This window comes from Conexibacter arvalis, from assembly GCF_014199525.1.
Classification (GTDB): domain Bacteria; phylum Actinomycetota; class Thermoleophilia; order Solirubrobacterales; family Solirubrobacteraceae; genus Conexibacter; species Conexibacter arvalis.
Genome location: NZ_JACHNU010000002.1, coordinates 360021 through 386426 on the forward strand (window position 1 = coordinate 360021; position 26406 = coordinate 386426).

At 74.1% G+C, this 26406-nt stretch carries 31 protein-coding genes and 1 pseudogene; 13 read left to right on the forward strand and 19 right to left on the reverse strand.

The genetic code is table 11. The annotated features are described in order from the left end of the window. Window positions 1-182 precede the first annotated feature (182 nt). A pseudogene (locus tag BDZ31_RS10255) lies at window positions 183-470 on the reverse strand (HU family DNA-binding protein); the annotation flags it as partial. Between the two features lie 154 nt (window positions 471-624). Then, on the reverse strand, window positions 625-1215 hold the full coding sequence (locus BDZ31_RS10260) for a hypothetical protein (protein ID WP_183342489.1): 591 nt from the start codon (window positions 1213-1215) through the stop codon (window positions 625-627). Between the two features lie 7 nt (window positions 1216-1222). Here BDZ31_RS10260 and BDZ31_RS10265 point away from each other — a divergent pair, with 7 nt between their 5' ends. Beyond that, window positions 1223-1369, forward strand: a complete 147-nt coding sequence (locus BDZ31_RS10265) for a hypothetical protein (RefSeq protein ID WP_246344886.1) — start codon at window positions 1223-1225, stop codon at window positions 1367-1369. Here BDZ31_RS10265 and BDZ31_RS10270 read toward each other — a convergent pair. The 4 genes from BDZ31_RS10270 to BDZ31_RS10285 all read right to left on the reverse strand — a co-directional run bounded on the left by BDZ31_RS10270 (window position 1354) and on the right by BDZ31_RS10285 (window position 3882). After that, window positions 1354-1953, reverse strand: coding sequence for a non-canonical purine NTP pyrophosphatase (locus BDZ31_RS10270; RefSeq protein ID WP_183341707.1), 600 nt, complete (start codon window positions 1951-1953; stop codon window positions 1354-1356). The two genes, BDZ31_RS10265 and BDZ31_RS10270, sit on opposite strands and share 16 nt — an antisense overlap. Beyond that, window positions 1950-2723: a ribonuclease PH gene (rph, locus tag BDZ31_RS10275; RefSeq protein WP_183341709.1), complete on the reverse strand. Its 774-nt coding sequence runs from the start codon at window positions 2721-2723 to the stop codon at window positions 1950-1952. Before rph ends, BDZ31_RS10270 begins: the two co-directional genes overlap by 4 nt. Then, a complete protein-coding gene (murI, locus tag BDZ31_RS10280) occupies window positions 2720-3571 on the reverse strand; it encodes a glutamate racemase (RefSeq protein WP_183341711.1) in 852 nt (283 codons plus the stop codon). Before murI ends, rph begins: the two co-directional genes overlap by 4 nt. 92 nt (window positions 3572-3663) lie before the next feature. Then, a complete protein-coding gene (locus BDZ31_RS10285; protein ID WP_221242980.1) occupies window positions 3664-3882 on the reverse strand; it encodes a hypothetical protein in 219 nt (72 codons plus the stop codon). 141 nt (window positions 3883-4023) lie between these two features. Here BDZ31_RS10285 and BDZ31_RS10290 point away from each other — a divergent pair, with 141 nt between their 5' ends. The 3 genes from BDZ31_RS10290 to BDZ31_RS10300 all read left to right on the forward strand — a co-directional run bounded on the left by BDZ31_RS10290 (window position 4024) and on the right by BDZ31_RS10300 (window position 6664). Continuing rightward, window positions 4024-5001, forward strand: coding sequence for a glycosyltransferase (locus tag BDZ31_RS10290; protein WP_183341713.1), 978 nt, complete (start codon window positions 4024-4026; stop codon window positions 4999-5001). Window positions 5002-5027: 26 nt separating this feature from the next. Further along, entirely contained in the window at window positions 5028-6206 is a 1179-nt protein-coding gene (locus BDZ31_RS10295) for a hypothetical protein (RefSeq protein ID WP_183341714.1), read from the forward strand. An 86-nt stretch (window positions 6207-6292) separates the two neighbouring features. Further along, window positions 6293-6664 (forward strand): hypothetical protein, encoded by a 372-nt coding sequence (locus tag BDZ31_RS10300; RefSeq protein ID WP_183341716.1) that lies wholly within the window; start codon window positions 6293-6295, stop codon window positions 6662-6664. 106 nt (window positions 6665-6770) lie between these two features. On the opposite strand, the gene BDZ31_RS10305 is transcribed toward BDZ31_RS10300, so the two are convergent. Next, the gene (locus BDZ31_RS10305; RefSeq protein WP_183341718.1) at window positions 6771-7802 is read right to left on the reverse strand and encodes a histone deacetylase family protein; all 1032 of its coding nucleotides are present in this window, start codon (window positions 7800-7802) and stop codon (window positions 6771-6773) included. 25 nt (window positions 7803-7827) lie between these two features. On the opposite strand from BDZ31_RS10305, the gene BDZ31_RS10310 reads away from it, so the two are divergent. From BDZ31_RS10310 to BDZ31_RS10340, 7 genes are all read left to right on the forward strand, one after another. Beyond that, window positions 7828-9282, forward strand: coding sequence for an L-aspartate oxidase (locus BDZ31_RS10310; RefSeq protein ID WP_183341720.1), 1455 nt, complete (start codon window positions 7828-7830; stop codon window positions 9280-9282). A 133-nt stretch (window positions 9283-9415) separates the two neighbouring features. After that, a complete protein-coding gene (locus BDZ31_RS10315; protein ID WP_246344888.1) occupies window positions 9416-9922 on the forward strand; it encodes a DUF5763 domain-containing protein in 507 nt (168 codons plus the stop codon). A gap of 60 nt (window positions 9923-9982) precedes the next feature. Further along, on the forward strand, window positions 9983-12025 hold the full coding sequence (locus BDZ31_RS10320) for a hydantoinase/oxoprolinase family protein (protein WP_183341722.1): 2043 nt from the start codon (window positions 9983-9985) through the stop codon (window positions 12023-12025). Continuing rightward, window positions 12022-13542: a hydantoinase B/oxoprolinase family protein gene (locus tag BDZ31_RS10325; RefSeq protein ID WP_183341724.1), complete on the forward strand. Its 1521-nt coding sequence runs from the start codon at window positions 12022-12024 to the stop codon at window positions 13540-13542. Before BDZ31_RS10320 ends, BDZ31_RS10325 begins: the two co-directional genes overlap by 4 nt. 170 nt (window positions 13543-13712) lie before the next feature. Then, on the forward strand, window positions 13713-14342 hold the full coding sequence (locus BDZ31_RS10330) for a DUF1802 family protein (protein ID WP_183341726.1): 630 nt from the start codon (window positions 13713-13715) through the stop codon (window positions 14340-14342). A 7-nt stretch (window positions 14343-14349) separates the two neighbouring features. Continuing rightward, window positions 14350-15315 (forward strand): DUF1152 domain-containing protein, encoded by a 966-nt coding sequence (locus BDZ31_RS10335; protein ID WP_183341727.1) that lies wholly within the window; start codon window positions 14350-14352, stop codon window positions 15313-15315. A gap of 69 nt (window positions 15316-15384) precedes the next feature. Further along, window positions 15385-16137: a hypothetical protein gene (locus tag BDZ31_RS10340; RefSeq protein WP_183341728.1), complete on the forward strand. Its 753-nt coding sequence runs from the start codon at window positions 15385-15387 to the stop codon at window positions 16135-16137. A gap of 39 nt (window positions 16138-16176) precedes the next feature. On the opposite strand, the gene BDZ31_RS10345 is transcribed toward BDZ31_RS10340, so the two are convergent. From BDZ31_RS10345 to moeB, 8 genes are all read right to left on the reverse strand, one after another. Further along, a complete protein-coding gene (locus BDZ31_RS10345; protein WP_183341729.1) occupies window positions 16177-16548 on the reverse strand; it encodes a putative signal transducing protein in 372 nt (123 codons plus the stop codon). 4 nt (window positions 16549-16552) lie between these two features. Continuing rightward, entirely contained in the window at window positions 16553-16945 is a 393-nt protein-coding gene (locus tag BDZ31_RS10350; protein ID WP_183341730.1) for a M67 family metallopeptidase, read from the reverse strand. 46 nt (window positions 16946-16991) lie between these two features. Next, entirely contained in the window at window positions 16992-17201 is a 210-nt protein-coding gene (locus tag BDZ31_RS10355; RefSeq protein WP_183341731.1) for a twin-arginine translocase TatA/TatE family subunit, read from the reverse strand. 112 nt (window positions 17202-17313) lie between these two features. Next, a complete protein-coding gene (locus BDZ31_RS10360; protein ID WP_183341732.1) occupies window positions 17314-17901 on the reverse strand; it encodes a ferritin-like domain-containing protein in 588 nt (195 codons plus the stop codon). Further along, window positions 17898-18491 carry a DUF4439 domain-containing protein gene (locus BDZ31_RS10365; RefSeq protein ID WP_183341733.1) on the reverse strand — a complete coding sequence of 198 codons (594 nt, stop codon included), beginning with the start codon at window positions 18489-18491 and terminating at the stop codon, window positions 17898-17900. The genes BDZ31_RS10360 and BDZ31_RS10365 overlap by 4 nt, the downstream gene beginning before the upstream one ends. Beyond that, window positions 18485-19456 carry a PLP-dependent cysteine synthase family protein gene (locus tag BDZ31_RS10370; protein WP_183341734.1) on the reverse strand — a complete coding sequence of 324 codons (972 nt, stop codon included), beginning with the start codon at window positions 19454-19456 and terminating at the stop codon, window positions 18485-18487. Before BDZ31_RS10370 ends, BDZ31_RS10365 begins: the two co-directional genes overlap by 7 nt. A 76-nt stretch (window positions 19457-19532) precedes the next feature. Beyond that, the gene (locus tag BDZ31_RS10375) at window positions 19533-19808 is read right to left on the reverse strand and encodes a ubiquitin-like small modifier protein 1 (RefSeq protein ID WP_183341735.1); all 276 of its coding nucleotides are present in this window, start codon (window positions 19806-19808) and stop codon (window positions 19533-19535) included. Window positions 19809-19818: 10 nt separating this feature from the next. Then, window positions 19819-21000 carry a molybdopterin-synthase adenylyltransferase MoeB gene (gene moeB / locus BDZ31_RS10380; protein WP_183341736.1) on the reverse strand — a complete coding sequence of 394 codons (1182 nt, stop codon included), beginning with the start codon at window positions 20998-21000 and terminating at the stop codon, window positions 19819-19821. A gap of 137 nt (window positions 21001-21137) precedes the next feature. Here moeB and BDZ31_RS24910 point away from each other — a divergent pair, with 137 nt between their 5' ends. Beyond that, complete coding sequence (locus BDZ31_RS24910) at window positions 21138-21770, forward strand: SCO family protein (protein ID WP_183341737.1); 633 nt, start codon at window positions 21138-21140, stop codon at window positions 21768-21770. 80 nt (window positions 21771-21850) lie between these two features. Here BDZ31_RS24910 and BDZ31_RS10390 read toward each other — a convergent pair whose 3' ends face one another. The 3 genes from BDZ31_RS10390 to BDZ31_RS10400 form a co-directional block, all read right to left on the reverse strand. After that, the gene (locus tag BDZ31_RS10390; RefSeq protein WP_183341738.1) at window positions 21851-22543 is read right to left on the reverse strand and encodes a hypothetical protein; all 693 of its coding nucleotides are present in this window, start codon (window positions 22541-22543) and stop codon (window positions 21851-21853) included. A gap of 258 nt (window positions 22544-22801) precedes the next feature. Beyond that, window positions 22802-23011, reverse strand: coding sequence for a hypothetical protein (locus tag BDZ31_RS10395; protein ID WP_183341739.1), 210 nt, complete (start codon window positions 23009-23011; stop codon window positions 22802-22804). Next, on the reverse strand, window positions 23008-24453 hold the full coding sequence (locus BDZ31_RS10400; RefSeq protein WP_183341740.1) for a fenitrothion hydrolase: 1446 nt from the start codon (window positions 24451-24453) through the stop codon (window positions 23008-23010). The genes BDZ31_RS10395 and BDZ31_RS10400 overlap by 4 nt, the downstream gene beginning before the upstream one ends. 60 nt (window positions 24454-24513) lie before the next feature. On the opposite strand from BDZ31_RS10400, the gene BDZ31_RS10405 reads away from it, so the two are divergent. After that, window positions 24514-25272 carry a redoxin domain-containing protein gene (locus tag BDZ31_RS10405; protein ID WP_183341741.1) on the forward strand — a complete coding sequence of 253 codons (759 nt, stop codon included), beginning with the start codon at window positions 24514-24516 and terminating at the stop codon, window positions 25270-25272. A gap of 10 nt (window positions 25273-25282) precedes the next feature. Here BDZ31_RS10405 and BDZ31_RS10410 read toward each other — a convergent pair whose 3' ends face one another. Further along, the gene (locus tag BDZ31_RS10410; RefSeq protein ID WP_183341742.1) at window positions 25283-26401 is read right to left on the reverse strand and encodes a metallophosphoesterase; all 1119 of its coding nucleotides are present in this window, start codon (window positions 26399-26401) and stop codon (window positions 25283-25285) included. Window positions 26402-26406: the final 5 nt, after the last annotated feature.

Here is a 26406-nt window from a genome sequence, read left to right on the forward strand (position 1 = left end):
ACGGGGCGCGAGGCGCAGCCGCGGACACGGCGGTCCGGCACGGCTCCCGCCGCGGTCATCTGTCCGCGGCCGAAGCCGTGCAGGATCCGGAAGCGCCCGCTGTCACCGTGGTGCGGAGCGGGCGCTGGACCGTTGCGGTCTCGGCCGCGATGTCCGGGGCCCGATGCCGGGCCCCGCAGGACTCAGCCCTTGACGGCTCTCTTCAGCCCCGACCCCGGGGTGAAGCGCGGGACGCGCGAGGCGGCGATCTGGATCTTCTCGCCCGTGCTCGGGTTGCGACCCTCACGCGCGCCGCGCTCGGCGACGTGGAACTTGCCGAAGCCGGAGAACGTCACCTCGCTGCCGCGCTTGAGGGCGTCCTCGATCGTCGTGAGGACGGCATCGACAGCGTCTCCGGCGTCCTTCTTGCTCAGTCCGCTGTTCGCGGCAACCTGGTCGACGAACTCTGATTTCGTCACAGTGATCCTCCTTCGAGGTCGTGGGGAGGGCCGAAGCTAACAACCCCCGCGGACGGGAACAACGCGAATTGCCCGCCAGGACGGGGGATCTGACCGTCACAGAACCCGGTGACAAGGTCTCGGACCCATTTAACGCCTTTTCGGCTTCTTCAGCGTTTGCGGGGATTCATTCCCCGGCACCCGGCGTGGCGGCGGCAACCGCGTCGAACAACCCCATTCCCGCGGAAATCGCGGTCTGAACGGCGAATCCGGGCGGTTCGAGCGCCTGGACGCCACTGGACGGGTCGTGCGCCACGACCGCGCCGGGCGGCAGCGGCGGCGGCGCCGGCCGCTCCGCCGGCGCCCCGGCGAGCGCGCCGAGCGCCGCGTCGACGTCGAGCCGCAGCAGGTCGAGCAACGCCAGCGGGCCGACCGCGAGCACGAGCGCGTTGGGCGAAGCCGCAGGCGCATCCGCGGGCGCTGGGACGCGTGCGGCGAGCGCCGTTCCACGCGCCTCCCCTCCGGCGCCGACGCGCACGACCAGTTCCGTCGCGCCAGCCGGCATCAGCTCCGCGAGGCGGACGGCGGGCGCCGCGATCGCCGCCTCTCCGGCCAGCGGACGGCCTTCGCCGTCGAGCACGACCGCCGCGCGCACGTCGGTCGAGAGCTGGCGCAGATAGCGAAGCGCGAGCGCGGGCGTCAGAATGGCGGCCATGCCAGAGACCGAGGATACGGGAGTCCCGCTCGACCAGATCGGGTGGGGCGCGACCGTCGTCATCTGCCTCGTGACGGTCGTGATCCTGCTGCTGAGCGGCTACGTCGGCTACGGCGCGGTCGTCTTCGCGGTCGCCTGCTCGGCCGCGATCAACCTGAGGCTGCCGCGGGAGCGCGCCACCGAGCCGGCCGCACGAACCGGTCAGCCGCGCGACTGACGGGCGAGCCAGTCGAGCAGCGCGCGCAGCGCCCGGCCGCGATGGCTGATCGCATCCTTCTCGGCGTCGGAGAGCTGCGCCATCGTGCGCCCCGCCACGCCGCCGGGCAGCTCGTCTGCGGGAACGAAGGCCGGGTCGTAGCCGAAGCCGCCCTCCCCCGCCGGCGCGGCGGCGAGCGTCCCCTCGCAGCGTCCCTCGAACAGCTGCTCCACCCCGAGCTCCGGATCGACGTAGGCGATCGCGCAGACGTACGCGAGCGGGCTGCCGGCCGGCGCCTCGCGCAGCAGCTTCGCGAGGTTCTCCTCATCCGTCGCGCCGGGGCCGGCGAAGCGGGCCGAGTAGATCCCAGGGCGGCCCCCGAGCGCGGCTGCCTCGACACCGGAGTCGTCGGCGATCGCCGTGCGCCCGGTCGCCGCCGCCGCGGCGCGCGCCTTGCCGAGCGCGTTCTCGGCGAAGGTCGTCCCGTCCTCGGGCGGCAGCGTCACGTCGTCCGGGAGCGGGTCGATCGCCAGCTCGCCGCCGGTCAGCCGCGTGAACTCGCGCACCTTGTGGTCATTGCGCGTGGAAAGGATCAGCCGTCTCATCTCGTCTCCCCCGCTTCGATGCCGAGCGCCTCGGCGACCGCCGTGACCTGCGCCGCGGCCAGCTGCGCGATCCCGCGCTCCGCGAGCGCCAGCAGCTCGTCGAGGTGGGCGCGCGACAGCGGGGTCCGCTCCGCGGTCGCCTGCACCTCCACCAAGCCGCCGCTGCCGGTCATCACGACGTTCGCGTCGACCTCGGCGGTCGAATCCTCCGGATAGTCGAGATCGAGCAGCGGCACGCCGCCGACGATCCCGGCGGAGACGGCGGCGACCGAGCCGGTCAGCGGGAGCTGCGCCAGCGCGCCCTCGCGCACGAGCCGCTCGAGCGCGAGCCGCAGCGCGACGTAGCCGCCGGTGATCGCCGCGCAGCGCGTGCCGCCGTCGGCCTGCAGCACGTCGCAGTCCACCGTGACGGTGCGCTCCCCGAGCCCGGCGAAGTCGACGACGCCGCGCAGCGAACGTCCGATCAGCCGCTGGATCTCGACGGTGCGGCCGTCCGGACGGCCCTTCGCGACGTCGCGCGGCTTGCGCTGCCCGGTGGAGGCCGGCAGCATGCCGTACTCGGCCGTCAGCCAGCCGGTGCCGCGGCCGGCCATCCAGCGCGGGACGCCGTCTTCGACCGAGGCGGTGCAGATCACGCGCGTCTCCCCCACCGAGATCAGCGCGGAGCCGGTGGCGCTGCGCACGAACCCGGGCTCGAACGCGACCGGGCGCAGCTCGTCCGCGGCACGACCGTGGCTGCGCCGCGGCGGCGCTGCGCCCGCGTCGCTCACGCGGCGGCCCTCAGCGGCTCCAGCCGCACGCGCTCGATCTCGCCGAGCGGCATCTGCAGGAACCGCGTCCCCAGCTCCCGGAAGGCGTCGACGTCACCGGTGCAGTGGAAGCGGTAGTCGCCCTCGCCGTCGCGCTCGTTGAGCAGGCCGCGCGCCGCCAGCGCCCGCTCGACGCTGCGCACGACGCCCTCGCCGGAGGTGACGAGATGGACGCCGCGGCCGAGCATGCGCCGCAGGATCGGGGCGAACAGCGGGAAGTGCGTGCAGCCAAGGATCGCCGTGTCGACCTCGGCGGCGCGCAGCGCCGTCGTGTAGCGGCGGACGATCTCGACCGCCGGCTCGTCGAGCGGGACGCCGCTCTGGATCAGCGGCGCGAGGTCCGGGCAGGGGACGCTCTCCAGCACGACGTGGGGATCGCTCGCGGCGATCGCGCGGGCGTAGGCGCCGCTGTCGACCGTCGCCGGCGTCGCGAGCACGCCGATGCGACCGCTCTCGGTCGCCTCGACCGCCAGCTGGGCGGCCGGCGCGATCACGCCGAGCACGTCGACGCCGGTGCCGGCCAGCTGCTCCTCCAGCAGCGGCAGCGCCGCCGCCGTCGCCGATCCGCAGGCGACGACGATCAGCTTCGCCCCGGCGGCGAGCAGGTGGTCGGAGATCTCCAGCGAGAACTCGCGCAGCTGCGCCTGCGACTTGTCGCCGTACGGGAAGCGGGCGGTGTCGCCGAGGTAGAGGTAGTCCTCGCTCGGCAGCGAGACCAGCAGCTCGTGGAGGACGGTGAGGCCGCCCACGCCGGAATCGAAGACGGCGATCGGACGGTCGCTCGCGGCGCGTTCGGTCGTCGCAGGCATCGCCTCATGGTGGCAGAGCGCCCCGCGGGAACGAGGCGACCCGCAGGCCGCCTCCGTTCTCGCGCGCTCGCCGGATTCGTCGAGCAGCGCGCTCATCTCATCCCGCCGAGCGCCTTCTTGATCTGGTCGACGATCGCCTCCGCGATGCCGCTGGTCCCGAATCTCTTGGTCTTCGTCGCGGCGACGACGGCCGCCAGCAACGCGGCGACGAGCAGGATCAGCGCGACGTACTCGACCGTCCCCTGCCCTCGCTCCGATCTCCACGCCACCGCCAGCCGGAAATGCACCAGCGCCATCATCCGGTAGAACACCGCGTCCTCCTCTGCTCGCTCGACAAGGACGGTCGAGTCTCCGGACCGGCGCGTGCCGGTTCGAGACGCATTCGCGACGATCGACGCGCGGAGCGCGCGCGAACGAGCGCAGCGAAGTCACGAAGTAGGCTGCTGCGCCAGATGCGCGCGCTCGTCGTGACGAACATGTATCCGACCGAGGCCCGACCGGCGCTCGGGCGCTTCGTCCGCGACCAGGTCGAGGCGCTGCGCCGGCTCGACGGGATCGAGGTCGAGCTGTTCGCCTTCCCGCCCGGGATGCGCTCCTACCCGCGGGCGGCGCTCGAGCTGCGGCGGCGCTACCGCGGTGAGCGCTTCGACGTCGTCCACGCCCACTTCGGCCTGACCGCGTGGCCGGCGCTCGCGCTGCGCGGGGCGCCGCACCTCGTCACCTTCCACGGCACCGACCTCGCCCATCCGCGCTCCGGTCGCCTCAGCCGCGCAGTCGCGCGGATCGTCGACCTCTCCGCGACCGTCTCCGCCTCGCTCGCGGAGCTGCTCCCCGGCGCCGGCCTCACGCGGCGGGTGGCCGTCCTGCCCTGCGGCGTCGACCTCGACCGCTTCCGCGCGCTCCCGCGAGCGGAGGCGCGCCGGCGGCTCGGACTCGACCCCGACGGCCGCTACCTGCTCTTCCCGGCCTCGCCGGCGCGTCCGGAGAAGCGCTTCGACCGGGCGCAGGCGGTCGCCGGAGGGGCGACCCTGCTGACGTTGACCGACGTGCCGCCCGACGAGGTGCCGTTGTGGGTCAACGCCGCCAACGCGGTCGTCGTCCCCTCCGAGCGCGAGGGCTTCGGGCTCGCGACGTTGGAGGCGCTCGCCTGCGACGTGCCGGTGGTCGCCACGCCGGTCGGCGTCCACGAGCTGGCGCTCGCCGGCGTCGCCGGCGCCCACTGCGGCCCGTTCGACGCCGCCGCGTGGCGGGCGGCGCTGGCGCCGCATCTCGCCGCCGCCGACCCGCGCGTCGCGGGGCGGGCGCGCGCCGAGCTGTTCTCGGCCGAGCGGATGGCGCGCCGGGTGGCCGCCGCGTGGCGCGCCGTCGCGGCCGAGCCGGCGGGGACGACCGGGGGCCGTGGGTATACTCGCCGCCTCGGCGCCGCCTGAGTCGTGACGCGGCGCCTCTTCGAACGATGAGTGGCCTGTTCCAACGCATCGCACGCCGTCGCTCCGACGACTCCGAGCAGACGTCCGCGTCCGACGCGGGCGTCCAGCCGCCGGCTGCCGACCCGGCCGAGCAGCCCACGCGCTACATAGGGCTGCCGGCCGATGCCGTCGCCTCGCAGCCGGACCCGCTCCGCGCGCAGCCGCCGGAGCAGCCGGCTCCCCCGAGCATGACGTCGCAGCAGCCGGACGCAGGCGCGTCGACGGAGCCGGACGACGCCGCGACGACGCAGCCGGACGACGCTGCGACGACGCAGCCGGACGCGCTCGCGGCGCCGGACCCGCACGACGCCGCGACGCAGCCGGACGACGGCGCGTCGACGGAGCCGGACGAAGGCCCGACGACGGAGCCGGACGACGCCGCGACGATGCAGTCGGACGAAGGCGCGTCGACGGAGCCGGACGCGCCGGGGCCCACGCCGCTGCAGGAGCAGCCGACCGCGCTCTTCCCGCTCGTGCCCGAGCAGCCGACCGAGCTGCAGCCGCCGCTCGCGCCCGACGCGGGCGCGCCGGTCAGCGCTGCCGACGCCGGCTCGACGCCGCTGAGCGCCGGCCCGCCGGCGGCCGCCGGCCAGGCCGCGCCGGACCACGAGCAGGCCGCGGCTGGCGCGCCGGCCGCGGAGGGCCAGGCGCCCGTCGGGGAGCCGAGCGCGAGCGCCGGCCAAGCGCCTGCGAGCGGCGAGCCGACCGCCGTGACCGAGCAGCAGCCGCAGCCGCAGGAGCGCAGACCGGGCTTCCGCGAGCGCGGCCGGATGCGCCGACGCCTCCGCTACCTGCGCAGACTGCGCGAGCTGCAGGTGCGCGACCTCGGCGGCCTGGCGTTCGACCTGCGCCGCTTCGAGCGCAAGCGCGACGACCTGATCGCGCAGAAGATCGACCAGATCCGCGCGTGCGACGACGAGCTGCGAGCGCTCGAGTCAGCGCTCGACGAGCGCCGCGACATCCGCGACGTGCGCATGCCGGGCGTCGGCGGGACCTGCCCGCGCTGCTTCTCGCTCTACGGCAGCAACGACCGCTACTGCGCCCACTGCGGCGCCGCCCTCGGCGGTCTCGCGCAGGGCCCGGCGCAGGTCGCAGCCCCGCCGCCTCCGCCGGCGCCGCCCGCCGGGGCGCCTTCCACACCGACCGCGCCGCCGCCGACGCAGTGAACGCGACGCGGCCGTCGCCGACGACGCCCGGCGCGTTCCTCTGCCCGCGCTGCGGCAACACCCTCCGCGACGATCAGGCGTGGTGCATGGAGTGCGGCCTGGCCGCGCGCACGCGCGTCGACCGGCCGCCGAACTGGAAGCTCCCGATCGCCGCGACGCTCGTCGGGCTCGTGCTCGCCGCCGCCGCGATCGCCTACACGCTCGTCGTGCTGCTCGACGAGCAGCAGCCGCCCCCGACGCCAGCGACGGTCACGATACCGGCGCCGGCCGCGGCGCCCGCGCCGGCCCCGACCCCAGCCGAGCCGATCACCCCGCCGGCGACGACGCCGGGCACGACCGTGCCCGGAACGACCAACCCGTCGTCGACGACGCCGACGACCCCGGCGACGCCGCCCGGCACGGCGGCGCCGCCCAGCGCTCCGGCGGTCCCCGGCAGCGACGACGCCGCGACGCCGTAGCCGCCGCGGGCGCCGGCCGTCATGGCGCGAGCCCGCCGGTGCATCCGGAGCGTCACGCCGGTCGAGCGCCGGCCGTGGTCCCGCCGCGCCGCGGCCGTTCGGGTCCTCACCCGCGCACGGCCGCGAGCGCCGGCCAGCGAGCGGCGAGCCGCTCCGCAGCCGCCAGCGCCGCAGGCGTGACCGGGACGTCAGCCGGCGTGCGCGGCGCGGGCGCCGTCAGCGCCTCGAGCGTCGCCGCGGTCGAGGCGGCGAGCGCGCGCAGGTCGTAGCCGCCCTCGAGCACGCCGCCGAGCGGGACGTCCAGCTCGGCCGCGAGGCGGCGCATCGTCGCCGCCATCGCCGCGAAGCCTGCCTCGGTCAGCTCGACGCCGGCGAGCGGGTCGTCGCGATGGGCGTCGAAGCCGGCCGACAGCAGGATCAGCCGCGGCTCGTACGCCCGCGCGAGCGGCACGACGACGTGCTCCAGCAGCGACAGGTAGAGCGCGTCGCCGGCGCCGGCGGAGACCGGGATGTTGACGGTGTAGCCGGTTCCCCTGCCGCTGCCGACGTCGCCGGCGGGGCCGGTGCCGGGATAGAGCGGCAGCTGGTGGATCGACACGAACAGGACCTCGTCGGTCGCGTGGAAGATGTCGTTGGTGCCGTTGCCGTGGTGGACGTCCCAGTCGAGCACGAGCACCCGGCCGGCCCCGTGCGCGTCGAGTGCGTGGCGCGCCGCGACGGCGACGTTCGAGAAGAGGCAGAAGCCCATCGCGCGGGCCGCCTCGGCGTGGTGGCCGGGCGGCCGCAGCGCGCTGAAGCCGGTCGACGCCGCGCCGGACATCAGCCGGTCGACCAGCTCGACGGCGCCCCCGGCGGCGTGCAGCGCCGCCTCGTAGGAGGCCTCGACGACGATCGTGTCGGCGTCGATCGCGCCGCCGCCGGCGGCGCACAGCTCGTCGATCGCGCGGATGTAGCGGACCGGGTGGACCGCCGCGAGCGTCTCGGACGCCACGCGCGGCGCCTCGACGCGCTCCATCGCGAACCAGTCGTGGCGCTCCAGCTCGCGCTCGATCGCGACGATCCGCTCGGCCCGTTCGGGGTGCGACCCGGTGTCGTGCAGGAGCGACGATGGATGCGACAGGTAGATCGCGGGCGCCATGCGAGTACCGTACTGGCCCCCTCGTATGGAACGTCCCGTCACGATCGAGGCCGATCTCGCCGTCGTCGGCGCCGGAGGAGCCGGCCTCTACACAGCCCTCACCGCGGCCGAGGCCGGCGCGCGCGTCGCGTTGATCTCCGCGACCCCGCTGGCCGAGTCCTCCAGCTACTGGGCCCAGGGCGGGCTCGCCGCGGCGCTCGCGGTCGACGACAGCCCCGAGCGGCACCTCGAGGACACGCTCGTGACCGGCCGCGGCACCGTGCGCCGCAGCGCCGCGGAGGCGCTGACGCGCGAGGCGCCGGAGATCGTGCGCGACCTCGAGCGGCTCGGAGTCCACTTCGACGCCGACCGCCGCGGACGGCTCGCGCTCGGGCTCGAGGGCGGCCATTCGATCCGCCGGATCGCGCACGCCGGCGGCGCCGCGACCGGCCGGCGCGTCTCGCGCCAGCTGTCGGCGGTCGCGGCGACCGACGAGCGGATCGCGATCCTGGAGGACTGCCGCGCGACCGCGATCGTCGTCGACGAGGGCCGCGCCGCGGGCGTCCGCATCCACGACGGCAGAGTCGTGCTGGCGCGCGCCGTCGTGCTCGCGACCGGCGGCGCGGCGGCGCTGTGGGCCCGCACGACCAACCCGGTCGGCGCGACCGGCGGCGGGATGGTGCTGGCGGCGCGGGCCGGAGCCGCGCTCGCCGACCTCGAGATGGTCCAGTTCCACCCGACCGCCGTCGCGGGCGTCGACGGCGCCGACTCCTTCCTCGTGACCGAGGCCGTCCGCGGCGAGGGCGCGCTGCTGCTCGACGAGCACGGCGAGCGGTTCGTCGACGAGCTGTCCCCGCGCGACGAGGTCGCCCGCGCCGTCGCCCGCAAGATGCTCGCGACCGGCGCCTCGTCGGTCGCCCTCGACATGCGCGCGATCGACCCCGACCTCTTCCCCAACGTCGTCGAGGTGCTGCGCAGAGCGGGCCTCGACCCGGTCAGGGAGCTGGTCCCGGTCGCCCCCGCGGCGCACTACATGATGGGCGGGATCGCGACCGACCTCGCGGGGCGCTCGACGGTCCCGGGCCTCTACGCCGTCGGCGAGTGCGCCTGCACCGGTCTCCACGGCGCCAATCGGCTGGCCTCCAACTCGCTGACCGAGTGCTTCGTCTTCGGCCGCCGCGCCGCGCTCGCCGCGCTGGACGAGCCGCCCCGCGCCGGCAGCCCGGAGCCGCCCCCGTCGGGCCCGCCGCCGCGGCTGACCGCCGCCAGCCGCGAGGCGCTGTGGCGCGACGCGGGGATCGAGCGCGACGCCGACGGCCTGCGACGGCTGCTCGACGATGACCACGAGCTCGTGCGGCTGCTCGCCGCGAGCGCGCTCGCGCGCGAGGAGAGCCGCGGCGCGCACCAGCGCCGCGACTTCCCGACGGTCGATCCCGCACTCGACGGACACCACACCGTCGTGACGAACGGCGCTCCGCCGTCGCTCGTGTCCTGGCGCTGACATCTCCCGTCACAACAGCAGACGAACGACGGCGTTCAGTCCTGCTTTTCTGACACCGCGTCAAGCGAACGCAAACGTTTCGACTTAACACGCGGTTAATAGTCTCGTGGCCTGAGCTTCACAAGACGGTGGGATGCTGGCGCTCGCCACACCGAGTGCGGCACGGGGATCTGAGAAGGAGAGAGCTGCCGTCATGTATCGCTTCAGCCGGGCGATCTATCGCGAACTCGCGAACGAGATCGTCGAGGGCCCGACGACCGCGGGCACCATCAGCAACCACGAGCGCGTGTTGAAGGCGTGCGAGTCCGCGATCGAGCGCCTCGCCACCGACCGCCACTACTTCGCACGTCCTGCCCGCTCGCTGTTCAACGACATCCGGCCGTACTTCCCGATGTCGTCGCAGGCGCGCGTATTCCAGGTGATCGACCGCTACATCGCGTGCGCGGACGAGTTCCTGTCGCGTCAGCCGATGACCGGGTACGACCTCGCCGGCAACCCGCTCCAGTGCCGCGCGACGACGCGCAAGGGCACGCCCTGCCAGCGGATGCCGCTGCCGCACAACGGCTACTGCCCCTCGCACCAGCACCTCGCCGAGACCGAGGAGACGCAGGCACGCGAGGCGGCGCTCGCCGCAGCCTGAGCGCCCTGCCGCTCGACCGTCCGACGCCGTCGAGCCGCGCGGGATAACTTGCGCGGCTCGATGCTGCTCGGAGTCGACGTCGGAGGCACCTTCACGGATGCCGTCCTCTGCGGGGACGGCATCCTGGTCACGGCCAAGTCACCGACGACGCCGGAGGACCAGTCGCTTGGGGTGATGGCGGCCGTCGAGGCCGTGCTCGCCCGCGCCGGGCGCGTCGCGGCCGACGTGACGGCCTTCGCCCACGGCATGACGGTCGCGACCAACGCCCTGCTGGAGGGGAGATCGGCCCGCACCGCGCTGCTCGCGACCGAGGGCTTCGCCGACGTCGTCGCGCTCGGCCGGCAGGCGCGCGCCGACCTGTACCGGCTGTGCGCCTCCCATCCGGCCCCGCTCGTGCCCGACGAGCTGCGCTTCGGCGTCCCGGAGCGAATGACGCCGGACGGGCCGCTGCGGCCGCTCACGGAGGATGCGGCGGCAGAGATCGCCGCGCGCGTCGCCGCGGCCGAGCCGGAGGCGGTCGCGGTCGTGCTGCTGCACGCCTACCGCCATCCCCAGCACGAGCTGCTGCTGCGCGACGCGCTCGCAGCGGCGCTGCCCGGCCTCCACGTCTCGCTCTCCCACGAGGTCGTCGGCACCTTCCGCGAGTACGAGCGCGCCGCCACGACCGAGATCGACGCCGCCCTCTCCCCGCTCGTCGGACGCTACCTGCGGCGGCTCGCCGAGCGGGCGCGCGCGGCCGGGCTGCCGGAGCCGGCGATCATGCAGTCCAACGGCGGGCTGATCGACCTCGGCGCCGCCGCCGGCCACGCGTCGTGGACGGTGCTCTCGGGTCCGGCGGGCGGAGCCGAGGGCGCCGCGTTCGCCGCCGCCGCGACCGGCGTCGAGCGGGCGCTCTGCTTCGACATGGGCGGCACCTCGTGCGACGTCTGCGTCGTCCACGACGGCGTCGTCGCCGAGTCGGGCAGCGGGGAGATCGCCGGACGGCCGATCGCCCTGCCGACGCTCGACGTCCACACCGTCGGCGCCGGCGGCGGCTCGATCGCCTGGCGCGACGCCGGCGGAGCGCTGCGCGTCGGGCCGCAGTCGGCCGGCGCCGTCCCCGGGCCGGCCTGCTACCGGCGCGGCGGCACCGAGCCGACGGTCACCGACGCGAACCTGCTGCTCGGCTACCTGCCACCCGACGCGCCGCTGTCGGGCGAGGTCGCGCTCGACCGCGAGGCGGCCGAGCGGGCGATCGGCCGCCTGGCGGAGCAGCTCGGCATGGAGCCGCTCGCCTGCGCCGAGGGGATCGTCCGCGTCGCGAACGCGGAGATGACACGGGCGCTGCGGGTCGTGACCGTCGAGCGCGGGATCGACCCGCGCGACCACGCGCTCGTCGCCTTCGGCGGGGCCGGCCCGCTGCACGCCTGCGCGATCGCCGACGAGCTCGGGATCGAACGGGTGATCGCGCCGCGCGCCTCGGGCGTGCTCGCCGCCTTCGGCCTCGTCGTCTCGCCGCGCCGCCGCGACGCCCAGCGCAGCGTCCTGCGCAGCGGCGACGCCTTCACGGCCGGCGCCGTCGCCGACGACGTCGCCGCGCTCGCCGCCGAGGCGCGCGCGGCGCTCGGCGCACCGGAGGCGCCGATCGCGGCGACCTTCGAGCTGCGCTATCGCGGCCAGGCGTTCGAGCTGGCCGTCGAGGCGGCGGCCGACGCGACGCCAGCGCAGCTGCGCGGCGCCTTCGAGGCGGCGCACGAGGAGCGCTACGGCCACCGCGCGCCCGACGAGGAGGTCGAGCTCGTGACCGTCCGCGTACGCGCGGTGCGGGAGAGCGAGGCGCTCGCCGAGCTGCCGGCGCCGGCCGGCGAGCTGCCGGCGCCGCTGCGGCGGCCGGCGCGGCTCGGCGGCGCGCCGGTCGAGCTCGCCGTCTGGCGCGGCGCGTTGCCGCCCGGCGCCGAGATCGCCGGGCCGGCCGTCTGCGAGCTGTCCGAGTCGACGCTGCTGGTGCCGCCGGGCTGGGCCGGCAGCGTCGGCGCGAGCGGCGCGATCGAGCTGCGCCGCGGCGACCGCGGCACCGGGGCGGATCGCGCGCTTGGAGCGCGGCGCGAGGAGCGCCGGCGATGAGCGCGAAGCGCCTCGACCCGGTCGAGCTGCAGGTCGTGGTCGGCGCGCTGCGCGCCAGCTGCGAGGAGATGGGCGCGGTGCTTATCCGCTCGGCCCACTCGGCCAACATCAAGGAGCGCCGCGACGCGTCGACGGCGCTGTTCGACCCGGCCGGCGAGATGGTGATGCAGGCCGAGCACATCCCGGTCCACCTCGGCGCGATGCCGGCGGCGGTCGCGGCGGTCGCTGGCGAGCGCCACAGCCCCGGGCGCGCCTGGATCCTCAACGATCCGTATCGCGGCGGCACGCACCTGCCCGACATCACCGTCGTCACGCCGGTCTTCGAGCGCGAAGATCCGGGCGATCCGGGAGCGCTGCTCGGGTTCGCCGCCAACCGCGCCCACCACGCGGACGTCGGCGGCCCGACGCCCGGCTCGATGCCGGCCGACAGCCGCACGCTCGCCGACGAGGGCGTCGTGATCGGGCCCCAGCCGCTCGACGAGGAGGCGGTCGAGCGGCTGACCGCGCAGATGCGCCAGCCGGCGCAGCGACGGGCCGACCTGCGCGCGCAGCTCGCCGCCAACCGCGCCGGCGCCCGTCGGCTCGCGGAGCTGGCGCGGCGGATCGGCGTCGAGACGCTGTGCGCCGCGACCGCCGAGGTGCTCGACTACGCCGAGCGGCGCACGCGCGCCTGCATCGCAGCCCTCCCCGACGGGGTGCTGGAGGCGCGCGACGTGCTGGAGGCGGCCGACGGCGACGTCGAGCTGGCGCTGCGGGCGACGATCGACGGCGACCGGCTGGTGCTCGACTTCAGCGGCAGCGCATCCCAGCACGACGGCAACCTCAACTGCCCGCTCGCCGTCACCCGCTCGGCGTGCTACTTCGCGGTGCGGGTCCTGACCGACCCCGACATCCCGCCGAGCGCCGGCGCCTACCGGCCGATCGACGTCGTCGCGCCGGAGGGGTCGCTGCTCAACGCGCGGCCGCCGGCGGCCGTCGTCGCCGGCAACGTCGAGACCTCCTCGCGCGTCGCCGATCTCGTGCTCGCCGCGTTCGGGCGCGCGCTCGGCCAGGGAACGATGAACAACCTGACGCTCGGCAGCGACGACTTCACGTACTACGAGACGCTCGGCGGCGGCCAAGGCGCCTGCCCGGACGCGGACGGCCCGAGCGCCGTCCACGTCGCGATGTCGAACACGCTCAACACGCCGGTCGAGGCGCTCGAGCTGGAGTTCCCGCTGCGCGTCGTCGAGTACGGGCTGCGGCGCGGCTCGGGCGGCGACGGGCGTCACCGCGGCGGCGACGGCATCGTGCGGGAGCTGGAGGCGCTGGCGCCGATGACGTGGTCGCTGATCAGCGAGCGGCGCCGCCACGCCCCGCCGGGCTCAGACGGCGGCCAGCCGGGGGCGACGGGCCGCAATCTGCTGGACGGCGAGCCGGTCGGGCCGAAGGCCCGCGGGACGCTGGCGCCGGGTGCGCGGCTGCGCATCGAGACGCCCGGCGGCGGTGGCCACGGCGTCAGTTTTCCACAGCGATAACTGTCAGACAAAACGCCGTCCGCGACCGGTGAAAGGGTCGTGAAAAGACGCGGGTTTCCAGGGGAATTTTGGAATTCCCAGGGTCTTGCGTACAATGGACATCCCGCCGCGAAAATGTTGCATCTTCGCGTAAACGGGCATATACGCATCCTCTCCCCTCCCCCGGAACTATGCCGATTGCTTTCAAAGAATGGGCCGTGACTGTGCGCGCGCTCGCCGAAGGCGAGCAATTGCTCACGCTGCGCAAGGGCGGCATCCGCGAAGCCGACAAGCACTTCAGACTCGAGCACGAGCGGTTCTTCCTGTACCCCACCTTCGACCACCAGCGCCGTGATCTCGTGCGCGAGTCGCATCAGCCCGAGATGGCTCGCGCGCTGGAGGAGGGCGTCTGGCCCGACGGCGAGCTGCCGCCCCACGCGCTGACGCGCGACGGCGAGATCCCGCAGCCCGATCGGGTGAGGATTCGTGCCTGGGCCGAGGTCGCCGATCACTGGACGATCACCGACCGCCGCGCCGTCGACGCGCTCTCGCCGTTCTACGTCTGGACGCCCGACTACGCCGAGAAGCGCCTCGACTGGAAGCGTCGTCATCCGCTCCACGTCGTGCTGCTGCGCACGTACCGCATCCCGCGTCCGGTGACCGTGAAGGTCCGTGACGACTACGGCGGATGTCGCTCCTGGCTGGAGATCACCCGCGATCTCCCGTTCGAGGGCACCCCGGTCCTCTCCGACGACGAGTTCGAGCGCGCCTCCGAGGAGATCCGCTCGATCGTCTCCGGCCGCGTCCCGGCGCTCGTCTAGCGCGAACGTGACCTTTCGCGGTGGCGCGCCGGTCGCCGGCATCGACAAGATCCTCGGCCACAGGCGCGCCCTCGCGATCGGCATCGGCGGCGGCGGCGACGTCGTCGGCGCCTTCGCCGTCGCCGAGTGCTGCCGTGCGCTCGGCGGCGACGCCGTCATCGGCGGCGTCACCTGGGAGCGGCGTCCGATCGACCCGCTGCCCGGCGCCCGTCGCGTCGACGAGCTGATCGGAGCCGAGCCGCTCCACCCCGCCGTCGCGCTCGCCGGCCCCGAGACGGTCGGCCCCGGCGGCTTCCGCTTCGCCGAGTCGCACATGGCCGGACTGCTCGGCTCGCAGGTCGTGCTCGTCGATCCCAACCCCGGACCGGCCGCGATCGCCGACGGCCTCGCCGCCGCCGCCCGCCGCTTCGACTGCGACCTCGTCGTGCTCGTCGACGTCGGCGGCGACGTGCTCGCCCACGGCGACGAGCCGGGCCTCTCCAGCCCGCTCTGCGACGCCGTCATGCTCGCCGCCGCGCCGCGGCTGGCCGCGCAGGGGGTCGAGACGGTCGGCGCGCTGTTCGGCGCCGGCTGCGACGCGGAGCTGACCCCCGACGAGGTGCTCGAGCGGGTCGCCGAGGTCTCCGCCGCCGACGGCCTGCTCGGCGTCTGGGGCCTCACGCCGCCCTCCGTCGCGCGCCTGGAGCGCGCGATCGAGGTCGTTCCGACCGAGGCGAGCGCGCAGGCCGTCGCCTGCGCGCGCGGCGCCTGGGGACCGCTGCCGATCCGCGGCGGCCGGCGCACCGTGCAGCGCACGCCGACCGGCGCGATGACCTTCTACTTCGACCCGGCCGCGGCGATCGCCTCGGCCTCCCGCTGCACCGCGGCGGTGCTCGACGCCGACTCGCTCGAGGCGGCGCAGGAGATCCTCGCCGCCGCCGGCATCCGCACCGAGCTCGACTACGAGCGCGACGCCGCCGCCGGCCGGATCTGACCGGGCCGTCGACCGCTCCGACGAGGGACAGCGCAGCGCGAGGCCCGGCTGCGCGATGATGGCCGGCGAATGGCTTGGGACGAGACGATCTCGGCGTCGTTCCGCGCCCGCCACGAGACGGCGGACGCCGACGCGGCGGCACGCGTGCTCGACTCGCTCGAGCAGACCCGCGTGCGGCTCGACGTGCTGTTCCCCAGAACGGTCGCCGACGTCACCGTCGTCTTCCACCGATCGCCGGCGCTGCTCGACCTCGCCCATCCGCTCGTCCCGCTCGAGCGGCTGCTGACCGCGCCGGCCGCCCGCCGCTACGTCGTCGGCTCCGCGACCGCGAACACGATCCACGTGCTGGCGCCGGCCGCGCTGCGCCGCCGGGCCTCGAAGGTCGACGGCTCGCGCGCGATGCTCGAACGGGCGCCCGACGTGCTCTACGCGCGGCTGGTCGTCGGCGCCAACAACCGCCGGCTGCCGCCGCCGTCGACGCCGCCGGCGGTGCTCCACCGCCTGCGCTGGGCATGGCTGGTCGAGGGCGCCGCCCGCTTCTTCGCCGGCCAGGTCGAGCACGCCCGCCCCGCGATCGCCCGCCGTCTGCGCGAGGGCGGCCGGCCGGCCTTCCCGCCGAGCCTGCGCGACGCGGCGCTGCTCGGCGGCACGGTGCTCGACCTGCTCGCGCGCGAGGAGGGGCCCGAGGCCGCGATGCGGCTCGCCTGCTATCTCGACCCGGAGGGGCCGGAGAAGGCGCTGCGAGAGGCGTTCGGCGGCCGCGCGATCGTCCACACCGAGGGGGCGTGGCGCTCCCACCTCGCGCGACTCGCGGCGCTGTAGCCAACGCGACCGCGGGACCGCCGCGGCCCCGGCCCGCGCTCAGAAGATCGTGTCGAGCGCCCAGATGACGGCGGCGACGAGCGCGAGCACCGCCAGCATCGTCGCGAGCGTCCGGGTCGGCGACGGGCCCGCGGCCGGCGGCGGGAGCAGCTCCGCCTGCAGCAGCACGTCGCGCGCGGCGTCGACGCCGGACGCCGGCACCATCACGTCGCGCGGGCCGGAGGCGAGGAAGTCCGGCACGTCGAAGCCCATGCTGCGCCGCAGCATGCTCGGGACGCCCTCCTCCAGCAGCAGGCCCTGGATGAACTCGCCCTCTATCTGGTTTCTGACGCCGAGCACGCGCACGAGCTCGCCCTGCGCGTAGTCGCGCTTGACCCGGCCCGTCCACTGCGGTGGGAAGGGCTCGGCCATCGCGCTACTCGACGACCAGCTCCGCTTCGCTGACCTGGCCGTCGACGATCCGCCAGGCGCGCACGTCCGGCTCCGGGTCCTTCAGCCCGACGATGATGTACAGCGAGTCGGGATAGAAGGCGAGGTTGATGTCCGTCTGCGACGGCTCGGGCGCGGTGCGCGTGTGCGAGTGGTAGATCGCGCCGAGCTCGTGGCCGGCGTCCTCGATCGCGTCGAGGATCTCCAGCTGCTGCTTGCCGTCGATCTCGTAGCGCAGCGGGCTCGCTGCCATGTTCTCGGCGGGATGGACGGCGACGGCGACGCCGTCGGCGGAGGCGACCATGCCGCAGCACTCGTTCGGCGCTTCGGCACGTGCGTGGGCGACCAGCTGGTCGTAGAGCTCGCGGGCGATCTTCATCGCCCGCGAGTGTAGTCGGAAGGAGCGCTTCGCAGCGGGGGAACGGCTACGCGACGTCGCGGTCGCGCTCGTCCTTGACGGCCGTCAGCTCGCGCTCGGACTCGTCGTCCTTCGTGACGCCGGAGATCGAGTCCTTGAACTCGCGCATCCCCTTGCCGATCGAGCGACCGGCCTCGGGCAGCTTCTTCGGGCCAAGGATGATCAGGGCGATGACGAGGACGAGGACGACTTCCATCGGTCCGATCTGGGAGAACATGCTGTCGCTGCTCCTTCGTTGACTCCATCCGCCGCCGGGGGTTCGACGCGGACGGGCGGTGCGGATGGTTCAGCTCATGCTACCCGTGTTGCGGATGGGACGCGAGCGCGGATCACGGAAGCGCCGCCTCCCCGCGCTCGAACGCGTCGGGCACGAGCGTCCCGGGCGCATCGCTCAGGAGGCTGCGCAGCGCGACGGCGTGCTGGCCCTCTGCGCCCATGATCTGCGTCGCCAGCTCGATCAGCGCAGCGTTCTGGAGGTCGCGGACGGCGCCGAGAAAGGTGGTCAGCTGGGCGTCCTCCAGCTCCAGCGCGAAGGCCGCGATCGCCGCCGTCGTGCGCAGCCCGCCGAGCGGCGCCCTCAGGCCCAGCTGCGCGCGCCGGCGGGCGAGCTCCGCCTCGCCGCGCGGGGCGGGCGGCGCTCTGCCGCCGAGCTGCTCGAGCTTGGAGGCGAGCACCTCCGCGTGCTCGCGCTCGTGGTCGCGCACGCGTGCCAGCAGCTCCGGCAGCCGGGGTCGCCCCCGTTCCGCCGCTCCAGCGGGGACCGCACGGGCCGCGGCGACCGCGACGTCGTAGCTGGCGATCGCGACGCGCTCCAGCAGCAGCGCGCCGGCGACGATGCGGACGTCGTCGTCGACTTGCGCGAAGGTCCGCGCCGGGCGCAGCAGCAGGCCGCGACGGCTGACCGCGCCGGCCGTCATGCGCCGCCCGTGACGAACGGCGTCGGCGCCGGCCAGCGCCCGAGCCGCAGCCGCAGGACGGCGTCGTGCTCGGCCTCGGTCGTCGCGATCGAGGCGACCGCCTGACGCAGCCGCGAATCGGCGATGCGCGGCACCACGCTGCCGTAGACGACGATCGCCTTGCGCTCGACCTGCAGCAGCAGTCTCAGCGTCTCCACCGCGTCGGCGGGCGAGTCGAAGTCATAGCTCGGCGCCGGCGCGGCCGCGCTCGACCCAAGGTCGGCGACCAGCTCGCGCAGACGCGCGGCGTGGGCCCGCTCCTGCGCGAGGAAGCGCCGCGCGGTGTCGAGCGCGACGCCCTCGAGCAGCGGCATCGCGGCGGTGTACGCGGCGATCGCGAAATGTTCCGCCGCGAGCGCGCTGTTGAGCAGGTCTGCGTCGCCGCCGGGGCTCTCGGGCACCGTCTCCGGCACGCCGCCGAGGCGGGCGCCCTCGTCGCGCACGGCGTCGTCTCCCCCGCCGCAGCCGGCGAGGGCGCCGAGCGCCGGCACCGCGATCGCGCCGGCGCCGATGCCGTGCAGGAAGCCCCGTCGCGTCGGGCCGGCTACCACCAGACGGTCGAGTCGAGATTCTCGATCTCGTCGACCGGCCGGGTGTAGATCCCGGATGAGAGGTACTTCCAGCCGTCGTCGCAGACGATGAAGACGACGTTGCCCTCGTCCAGCTCGTTCGCGATGCGGACGGCGACGCGCGCGATCGCGCCCGACGAGACGCCGGCGAAGATGCCTTCCTCGTCGAGCAGCTTGCGCGTCCAGATGATCGCGTCGCGGTTGGTGACGAAGATCTTCCGGTCGAGCAGCGAGAGGTCGATGATCGGCGGGATGAAGCCGTCGTCGAGCGAGCGCAGGCCCTGGACCGGCTCGCCCTGCATCGGCTCGGCGGCGACGATCTTGACGGCGTCGCCGAGCGCCTCCTTGAAGCGGCGGGCGTTGCCCATCAGCGTGCCGCCGGTGCCGAGGCCCGCGACGAAGGCGCTGATCTCGTCGAGCTCCTCGAGGATCTCCAGCGCCGTGCCGTTGTAGTGGGCGTTCGGGTTGGCGACGTTGCCGTACTGGTACGGCATGTAGTACGAGGGGTCGGACTCGGCCATCTGAAGCGCCAGCTCGACCGCGCCGTTGGAGCCCTTCGAGCCGTCGGAGTAGACGATCTCGGCGCCGTACATCTCGAGCAGCTGCGTCCGCTCGGGCGTGACGTTGTCGGGCATCACGACCTTGAGTCTGTAGCCCTTGCGCTTGCAGATCATCGCGAGCGAGATGCCGGTGTTGCCGGAGGTCGGCTCGAGGATCGTCTGCCCCGGCTTGATCGCGCCTCTCGCCTCGGCGTCCTCGATCAGCGAGCGGGCGACGCGGTCCTTGACCGAGCCGGTGGGGTTCTTGGACTCGAGCTTGGCCCAGATGCGCACGCCCGGCTTGGGCGAGAGGCGCTTCAGCTCGACGAGCGGCGTGTTGCCGATCGACTGGACGACGTCGCCGTAGCGACCGCCGCAGGGCTTGTTCTCGAGGCGCTCGGAAGCCATTACTTCACGGAGTGTAGCGTGGGGAGGCAAGCGCGATCCGGGCACGCGAACGCGCCCGGACCACGAAGGATGCGCCTCAGCGGCCCCCGGCCATCGCCGGCAGGATGACGATCGTGTCGCTCTCGCCGACGGTCGTCTGCAGACCGTCGAGCACCCGCACGTCCTCGTCGTTGAGATAGACGTTGACGTAGCGGTTGAGCTCGCCGTCGGCCGAGAACAGCTGCGACTGCGTCTGCGGATGCTCGGTCGCGAGCGCCTTCAGCACCTCGCCGACGTTGGAGCCGGCGGCGCTGACCTGCTTCTCGCCGCCGACGGACGGGCGCAGGACCGGTGGGATCTTCACGGTTGCCATGTTCGGGACCCTAGCCGGCCGCGGCGCAGAACGCCTCGTAATCGGGGAAGACGCCCATCTCCTCGTCGCTGATCGACTCGGGGTCGCGCGAGCAGATCGGGCAGTCGGGATCGCGCCGCACCTTCAGCTCGGTGAAGGTCGCGCCGAGCGCCTCGTACAGCAGCAGACGGCCGACCAGCGGCTCGCCCTCGCCCAGGATCAGCTTGACGACCTCGGTCGCCTGCAGCATGCCCATCGTGCCCGGCAGAACGCCGAGGACGCCGTTGGCGCCGCAGGAGGGCGCCAGCTCGGCCGGCGGCGGCGTCGGGTAGAGGCAGCGGTAGCACGGCCCGTCGTAGGGCTTGAAGACCGACAGCTGGCCGTCGAAGCCGAGGATCGACGCCGACACGACCGGGATCCCCAGGCGCACCGAGACGTCGTTGATCAGGTAGCGCGTCGGGAAGTTGTCGAGGCCGTCGACGATGATGTCGTAGCCCTCGACGATCTCCATCACGTTGGAGGCGTCGAGCCGCACCGGGTACTTGACGACTCTCACGTCGCGGTTGAGGTTGGCGATCGTCGCCTCGGCCGAGTCGACCTTCGGCTCGCCGACCCGCTCCTGGGTGTGGATCACCTGGCGCTGGAGGTTCGACAGGTCGACCGTGTCGTTGTCGACGAGGCCGAGCGTGCCGACGCCGGCCGCGGCGAGGTAGAGCGCGGTCGGGGCGCCGAGGCCGCCGGCGCCGAGCAGCAGCACTCTCGCGTCGAGCAGCTTCAGCTGGCCCTCGAGGCCGACCTCGGGCAGCAGCAGGTGGCGCGAGTAGCGGTCGCGCTGCTCGGCGCTCAGCGTGCGCGGGACCTCGACGTCGTAGCCGCGGTCCTTCCACAGCGTGATGCCGCCGGTCATCGACTCGACGTTCGTGTAGCCAAGGTCCTCGGTCAGCGTGCGCGCGGCGTACGCGGAACGGTTGCCGGAGGCGCAGTAGAGGACGATGTGGGCGTCGCGGTCGGGCACGATGCCCTCGATGCGAGACTCGAGGTAGGCGCGGGGAACGTGTCTCGCGCCGGGGATGTGCGCGACGGAGAACTCCTCGTTCTCGCGCACGTCCACGATGACTGCGCCGTTGCCGAGCTGCTCGTGCACGGCCGCAGGATCCACCTCGTGGATCTGGCTCTTGATCTGACGGAGCAGCTCCGCTCCGGACGGACTCATCCGAGAAATCTCCTCAAACTGGGTCGGCTTTCGGATACTTCAGAAAGGATAGCGCCTCGCGGCGGCAGTCGGAGGGGTCGCGGAACCGTCGTGCGCGGCGGTCGCGCGCGGGGCGCGACGGCTACAGTGTCGGAGCTGTGCCCGCCCGTCTGCGCCTGACGTTCCTCGTCGTCACCAGCCTCGTCGTCGCCGCCCTCGCGGGCGTCGTCCTGTTCGGCGGCGGCTCATCGCCCGGCGACGGCGGCGACGCGAACGGCGCCGCCCCCGGGCCCGACCCGACCGGCTTCCACGGCGCCGTGCGGCCCCCCGGTGCCAGAGCGCTCGACTTCTCGCTCAGAGATCAGGACGGGCGCGTCGCGACGATGCGCGAGTACCGCGGCAGAGACGTCGTGCTGACGTTCCTCTACTCGACCTGCGAGGACACCTGCCCGCTGACGACGCAGCAGATCCGCGGTGCGCTCGACGAGCTCGGCAGCGACGTGCCGGTGCTGGCCGTCAGCGTCGACCCGGCCAACGACACCCCCTTCCGCGCCAAGAACTACCTCGTGAAGCAGCAGATGAACGGGCGCATGCGCTTCCTGCTCGGCAGCCGCGCGGAGCTCGAGCCGATCTGGAAGGCCTACGGGATCCAGCCCCAGGGCGAGGGCTTCGAGCACTCCGCCTCGACGGTCGTGATCGACGACCGCGGCGTGCAGCGCGTCGGCTTCCTCACCGACCAGCTGACGCCCGAGGGCCTCGCGCACGACCTGCGCAGACTCGGCGCCAGCTGAGCGGCGGCGCCGCCGGGAACGACGAGAGGCGGCCCGTGAGCCGCCCCTCGCAACGTCTCAGCGTTCGCGGATCGAGCCGCTCAGCTGCATCTCGCCGCCGGCGACACCGCGGTGAGCGGGTCGTCGGTGAACGGCGCGGCCGGGTCGAACGAGAAGTCGGCCGCGAACGGCCAGCCGCCGGAGGGGCAGTTGGTCGTCTCGACGTAGTGGACCTTCACCCGTCTGGCCCTTCTGCCCTTGCCCTTCTTCACCGTCGTCGTCGCCTTCACGTCGACGTCGAAGAAGACGAGCGGCGCGTAGACGCCGGGCATCACCTCGCGCAGGCCCTTCGGGATCGTCACGTCCAGTCTGTGGGCGTACTTGCCCGACGCCTTGCCGAGCTTGCCGACGAGCCCGTCGCTGAGCGGCAGCGGGTGCGCCCCGTTCAGCCACAGGATCAGCGAGTTGTTCGTGCTGTTGATCGCGGTGACCGTCAGGTCCTCCGGCACCTGAGCGCTGCCGATGAAGCCGATCGCTCTCGCGGTGCCTCTGCCGACGATCGAGCCCTTCGGGCATCTCGACAAGCTCTTCGTCGCCTGGATCGACTTCAGCGAACAGCGCGGGAACAGTCTGTTGTTGAAGCGGATCCCCTTGCCGAACAGCACCTTGACGTTCTGCGTCGTCGCGGGCTGGGGGCTCGGACTCTGGATCGTCACGCCGATCGCGGCGCCCTTGGGCTTCTTCGGCGTGCCCGCCTTGCCCGGCGTGATGGTGACTCTCAGCTCCTGAACCATGTCAACCGGCAGCGCGCTCGCGACCTGTGCCGTGGCCGCGGAGGCGCCGAACACTGCCAGCGAAACCCCTGCGAGGGTCCGCCAACGTGAATACGACATGCATCCTCCTCTGGTGATGCTGGTGCGGATGGGAACTACGTGGAATCTACGGGCAAACACCGACGGAGTGTGAGCGATTCGCCACAAGCTCCCAGATGTCCGCGTCCGGACAGCTGAGCGCGCTCCCGGCGGGCAGCCCGGCGCGCAGCCGCTCGGCCGTCAGTCGGCGGCCGGCGGGGGCTCGGGCGCGCCCGGCGCGGGCGCCGTCGCGGCCGGCGACCCGCCGGCCTCTGCGGCGGCCGCTCTTCTCTCCGCGTCGCGGCGCTTCTGGCGGATCGTGCTGACGATCAGCGCGCCGGCCAGCAGCAGCGCCGGGGCCGCGTAGACCATCGAGACGAGCCAGTGGCCGACGTGCGCGTAGACCGTCATGCGTTCGCCGCCGAGATCAGCCACAGCGCGAGGCACGTGAACGCGACCATCACCGCGAGCATCCACAGCTGCGAGCGCAGCGCGGCGCGGCCGTCGCGGAACAGCGCGACGGCGCGGTCGTGCGCGAGGACGAGGGCGGCGATGTGTCCGAGGACGATCACGAACACCTGGAGATACCAGATCCCGGTCGCGCTGATCACCGTGTAGTCGATCGTCCAGCTCGCGGTGCCGAGCAGATCGGAGCCGTCGCCGAGCGGATCCGAGACCAGGTAGCCGAGCGCCTGGCCCTGGTAGATCAGCAGCGAGGCGTAGTGGGCGACCGCGTAGGCGAGCGCGATCGGGACGAGCGTGTGGGCGAAGGCGCGCGCCAGCTCGCCGACCGAGCGATCGCGGTCGACCATGCGCATCCCGACGACGCCGATCCGGTAGACGAGCCCGGCCAGCAGCAGGCAGCCGAGCAGGCCGATGGTGAACGACGCCTCCCCCGCCGCCGTCGGGCCGAAGCCAAGGTCCTCGAAGACCGACTGCAGGTGCGGCGAGAGGTCGGTCCACAGCGGCCCGCCGGAGAGCCCGTCGAAGGTCGTCGAGCCGATCATCGTGCACAGCAGCGCGACGGTTCCGGGCACGACCTCCATCGACGGCAGGCCGTCGAGCGGCCGGCGCAGCCACAGCGCGCCGTCGCGGCGGACGAGCGGCGCGGCCTTCGCGAACAGGCCGAAGAAGACGGCGAAGCCGTCGCCGCGCCGGCTCCAGGTCTCGATCCCCCAGACGCTCATCGCAATCAGCTGGAGGGCGGCGTAGCCGAGCGCGAGCAGCGCCAGCAGGCGCGGGTCGTCGCGGTTCACCGAGACCAGCTCCAGCCACGCGAAGGCGGCGATCGTGACGACCGCGGGCCAATGCCCGAGCCAGCGCGGGTAGGCGAGCGGCTCCGGCAGCGCGCCCGCGCTCTCGTCCGCGCCGCCGGGGCGGCGCAGCCGAGCGGCCGCCCACGCGGTCGCGCGCGCCAGCGCCCGCCACGGGCTGAGCACTCGGAAGAGGTCGCCGAACAGCGCCGAGCCGACCGTCAGGCCGACCCAGAAGGCGACGTAGACGAAGGTCGGCGCGAAGTTCGCGGTCGGGATCTCGGTGCCGGCGAGGCCGCTGACGACGAGCGCGACGAACAGGCCGATGCCGAGCGCGCCGCCGACGACGTCGACCCACGGGCCGAGCCGAAACAGCCGCCGCTCGCGCGGCCGCTGCAGCCGCGGCGACGGCCACAGCAGCCCGAGCGCCGCGAACGAGACGATCAGCACGACCGCCGCCGCCCACGCGAACAGCCACATCGGCACGGGCAGGTCGGCCTTGCCGACGAGGCCGTGCGCTGAGGCGGAGGCGGGCGGGAGTGCGGCGAGCGCGAACAGCGCGAGCGCGGCGATCCGCCCGCTGCGACGGAGAGGGGGCATGCGGGCTGAAGGGGGACCGGCGAGACCGGCGATTCTACGCGCCGCTACGCTTCCGAGCCGATGCGCCCACCCGCCGAAGCAGAGATCACCGCCCCCTCCTTCCCCGGCAAGGCCAGATGGGTCAACGTCGCGATGCTGCGGATGGACCAGCAGAGAGGCCGCCCCGTCCTCGTCGAGTTCTGGGACTTCTGCCGCGTCAACTCGCTGCGCACCCTCCCCTACCTGAAGGCGTGGCACGAGCGCTACGCCGACGACGGGCTGCGGGTGATCGGCGTCCACGCCGCCGGCTTCGAGGCCTCCAGAGACCCTGACGCGATCCGCGCCGCCGTCGAGCGGCTCGGGATCGAGTACCCGGTCCTGATCGACGCGGAGCTGGAGGCCGCCTCCTACTACGGGATCCAGGGCTGGCCGAGCCGCTACCTGTGGAACCAGGAGAGCCGGCTGTTCGACTTCCACATCGGCGAGGGCGCCTACGCCGAGACCGAGCTGGCGATCCAGGAGCTGCTCGGGATCGAGCGCGAGCCGCTCGCGCCGGTCCGTCCGGAGGACGAGCCGGGCCTGCTGCTGCCCGCGCAGACCGAGGACCAGCCCGGCCCGTACTCGGGTCCCTACGAGGCCGGCGGCGTCTGGGCCGTGCTCTCGGGCGAGGGCGTCGTGCGCGCCAACGGCGTCGAGGTCGCGGTCAGCCACCCCGGCGCCTATCCGCTGATCGAGCACGACAGCCACACCGCGGGCGTGCTCGAGCTCGAGGTCGGCGACGGCGTCCGCTGCGAGGCCGTCTGCTTCACCCCCGGCGTCGCCGGCGTCGGCCGCGGGTAGCGGACGCGGCTCAGCGCTCGCCGGCGAGGTCGTCCCAGGCGCGGTCGCCGAGCAGCCGCAGCAGTCTCGGCGGGATCGACGGGTCGTCGTCGACCAGCACGGCCCGCCCCGGCCAGTACGGGCTCTCGTACGGCGCTCTGCTGAGGAACTGCCGTTCGAACACCCACGTGCCGCAGTTGTGGAGGCGCGCGCCGGAGGCGGTCGTCCAGACGGCCGGGTCGTCGGCCGCGCGCGGCCCCGCGCGGTGGGTGTGGCCGAAGACGACGTGCGCGGCGTCGAGTGCGAGCGCCGCGGCGGCGTCCGCCATCGCGCGCGTCCCGGCCGTCCCGATCGCCGTGCCGGAGACGTCGGCGCGGACCGGGCCGATGCCGGCGCGGTTGATCGCGGCGATGCCGAGCGGGAAGAGCGACGCCAGCGCGCGGCGGCGCAGCGGCCGGTGGCCGTCGCCGGCGAGCGTGCGCCAGACGCGCACCGAGACGCCCTGCGTCCCGCGCGCGGCGCGCGAGCCGTCGAGCGCCTGCTGGGCGAGCGCGTAGGACCAGGCGTAGATCGGAGCCAGCGCCCGCTCGTAGTCGTCCGGCGCGGCCCCCGTCGCCGGCAGCGGGCCGACGATCCGCCCCATCACGCCGGCGCTGAGCCGCTCGAAGGTCGGGACGGTGGTGTGGCGGTCGAGGTAGTGGCCGTGGAGCGCGTAGACGTCGTCGCGCAGCCAGATGCCGGGATAGGCGAGCGTCAGGCGGGCCGGTGCGAGCCAGCCGGCGATCTCCGCGACCGCGTCCCCGTCGCGCCATTGCACCTGCTCCTCCAGCCGCAGCGGCGGCGGCGCCTGCTCGCGGCGGCGGCGCTCCAGCCACGGCTCGACCAGCGCGTGGTCGTGGTTGCCGGGGACGAGCACGACCTCGCGCGCGGCGCCGAGCGTCGCGCCGAGCTGCTCGAAGAACGGCCGCGCCGCCGCCATCGCGTCGCGCAGCGGCCCCTGGCGCAGCTCGATCGCGTCGCCGAGCAGGACGACGCGACGGATGCCGTCGAGTGACGACAGCAGCGCCTCGCGGACGTCCTCGCGGCGCAGCAGGTCGCCGCCGGAGGCGCTGCCGAGGTGGAGGTCGGAGATGACGAGGGTCGCCGCCACGGTGC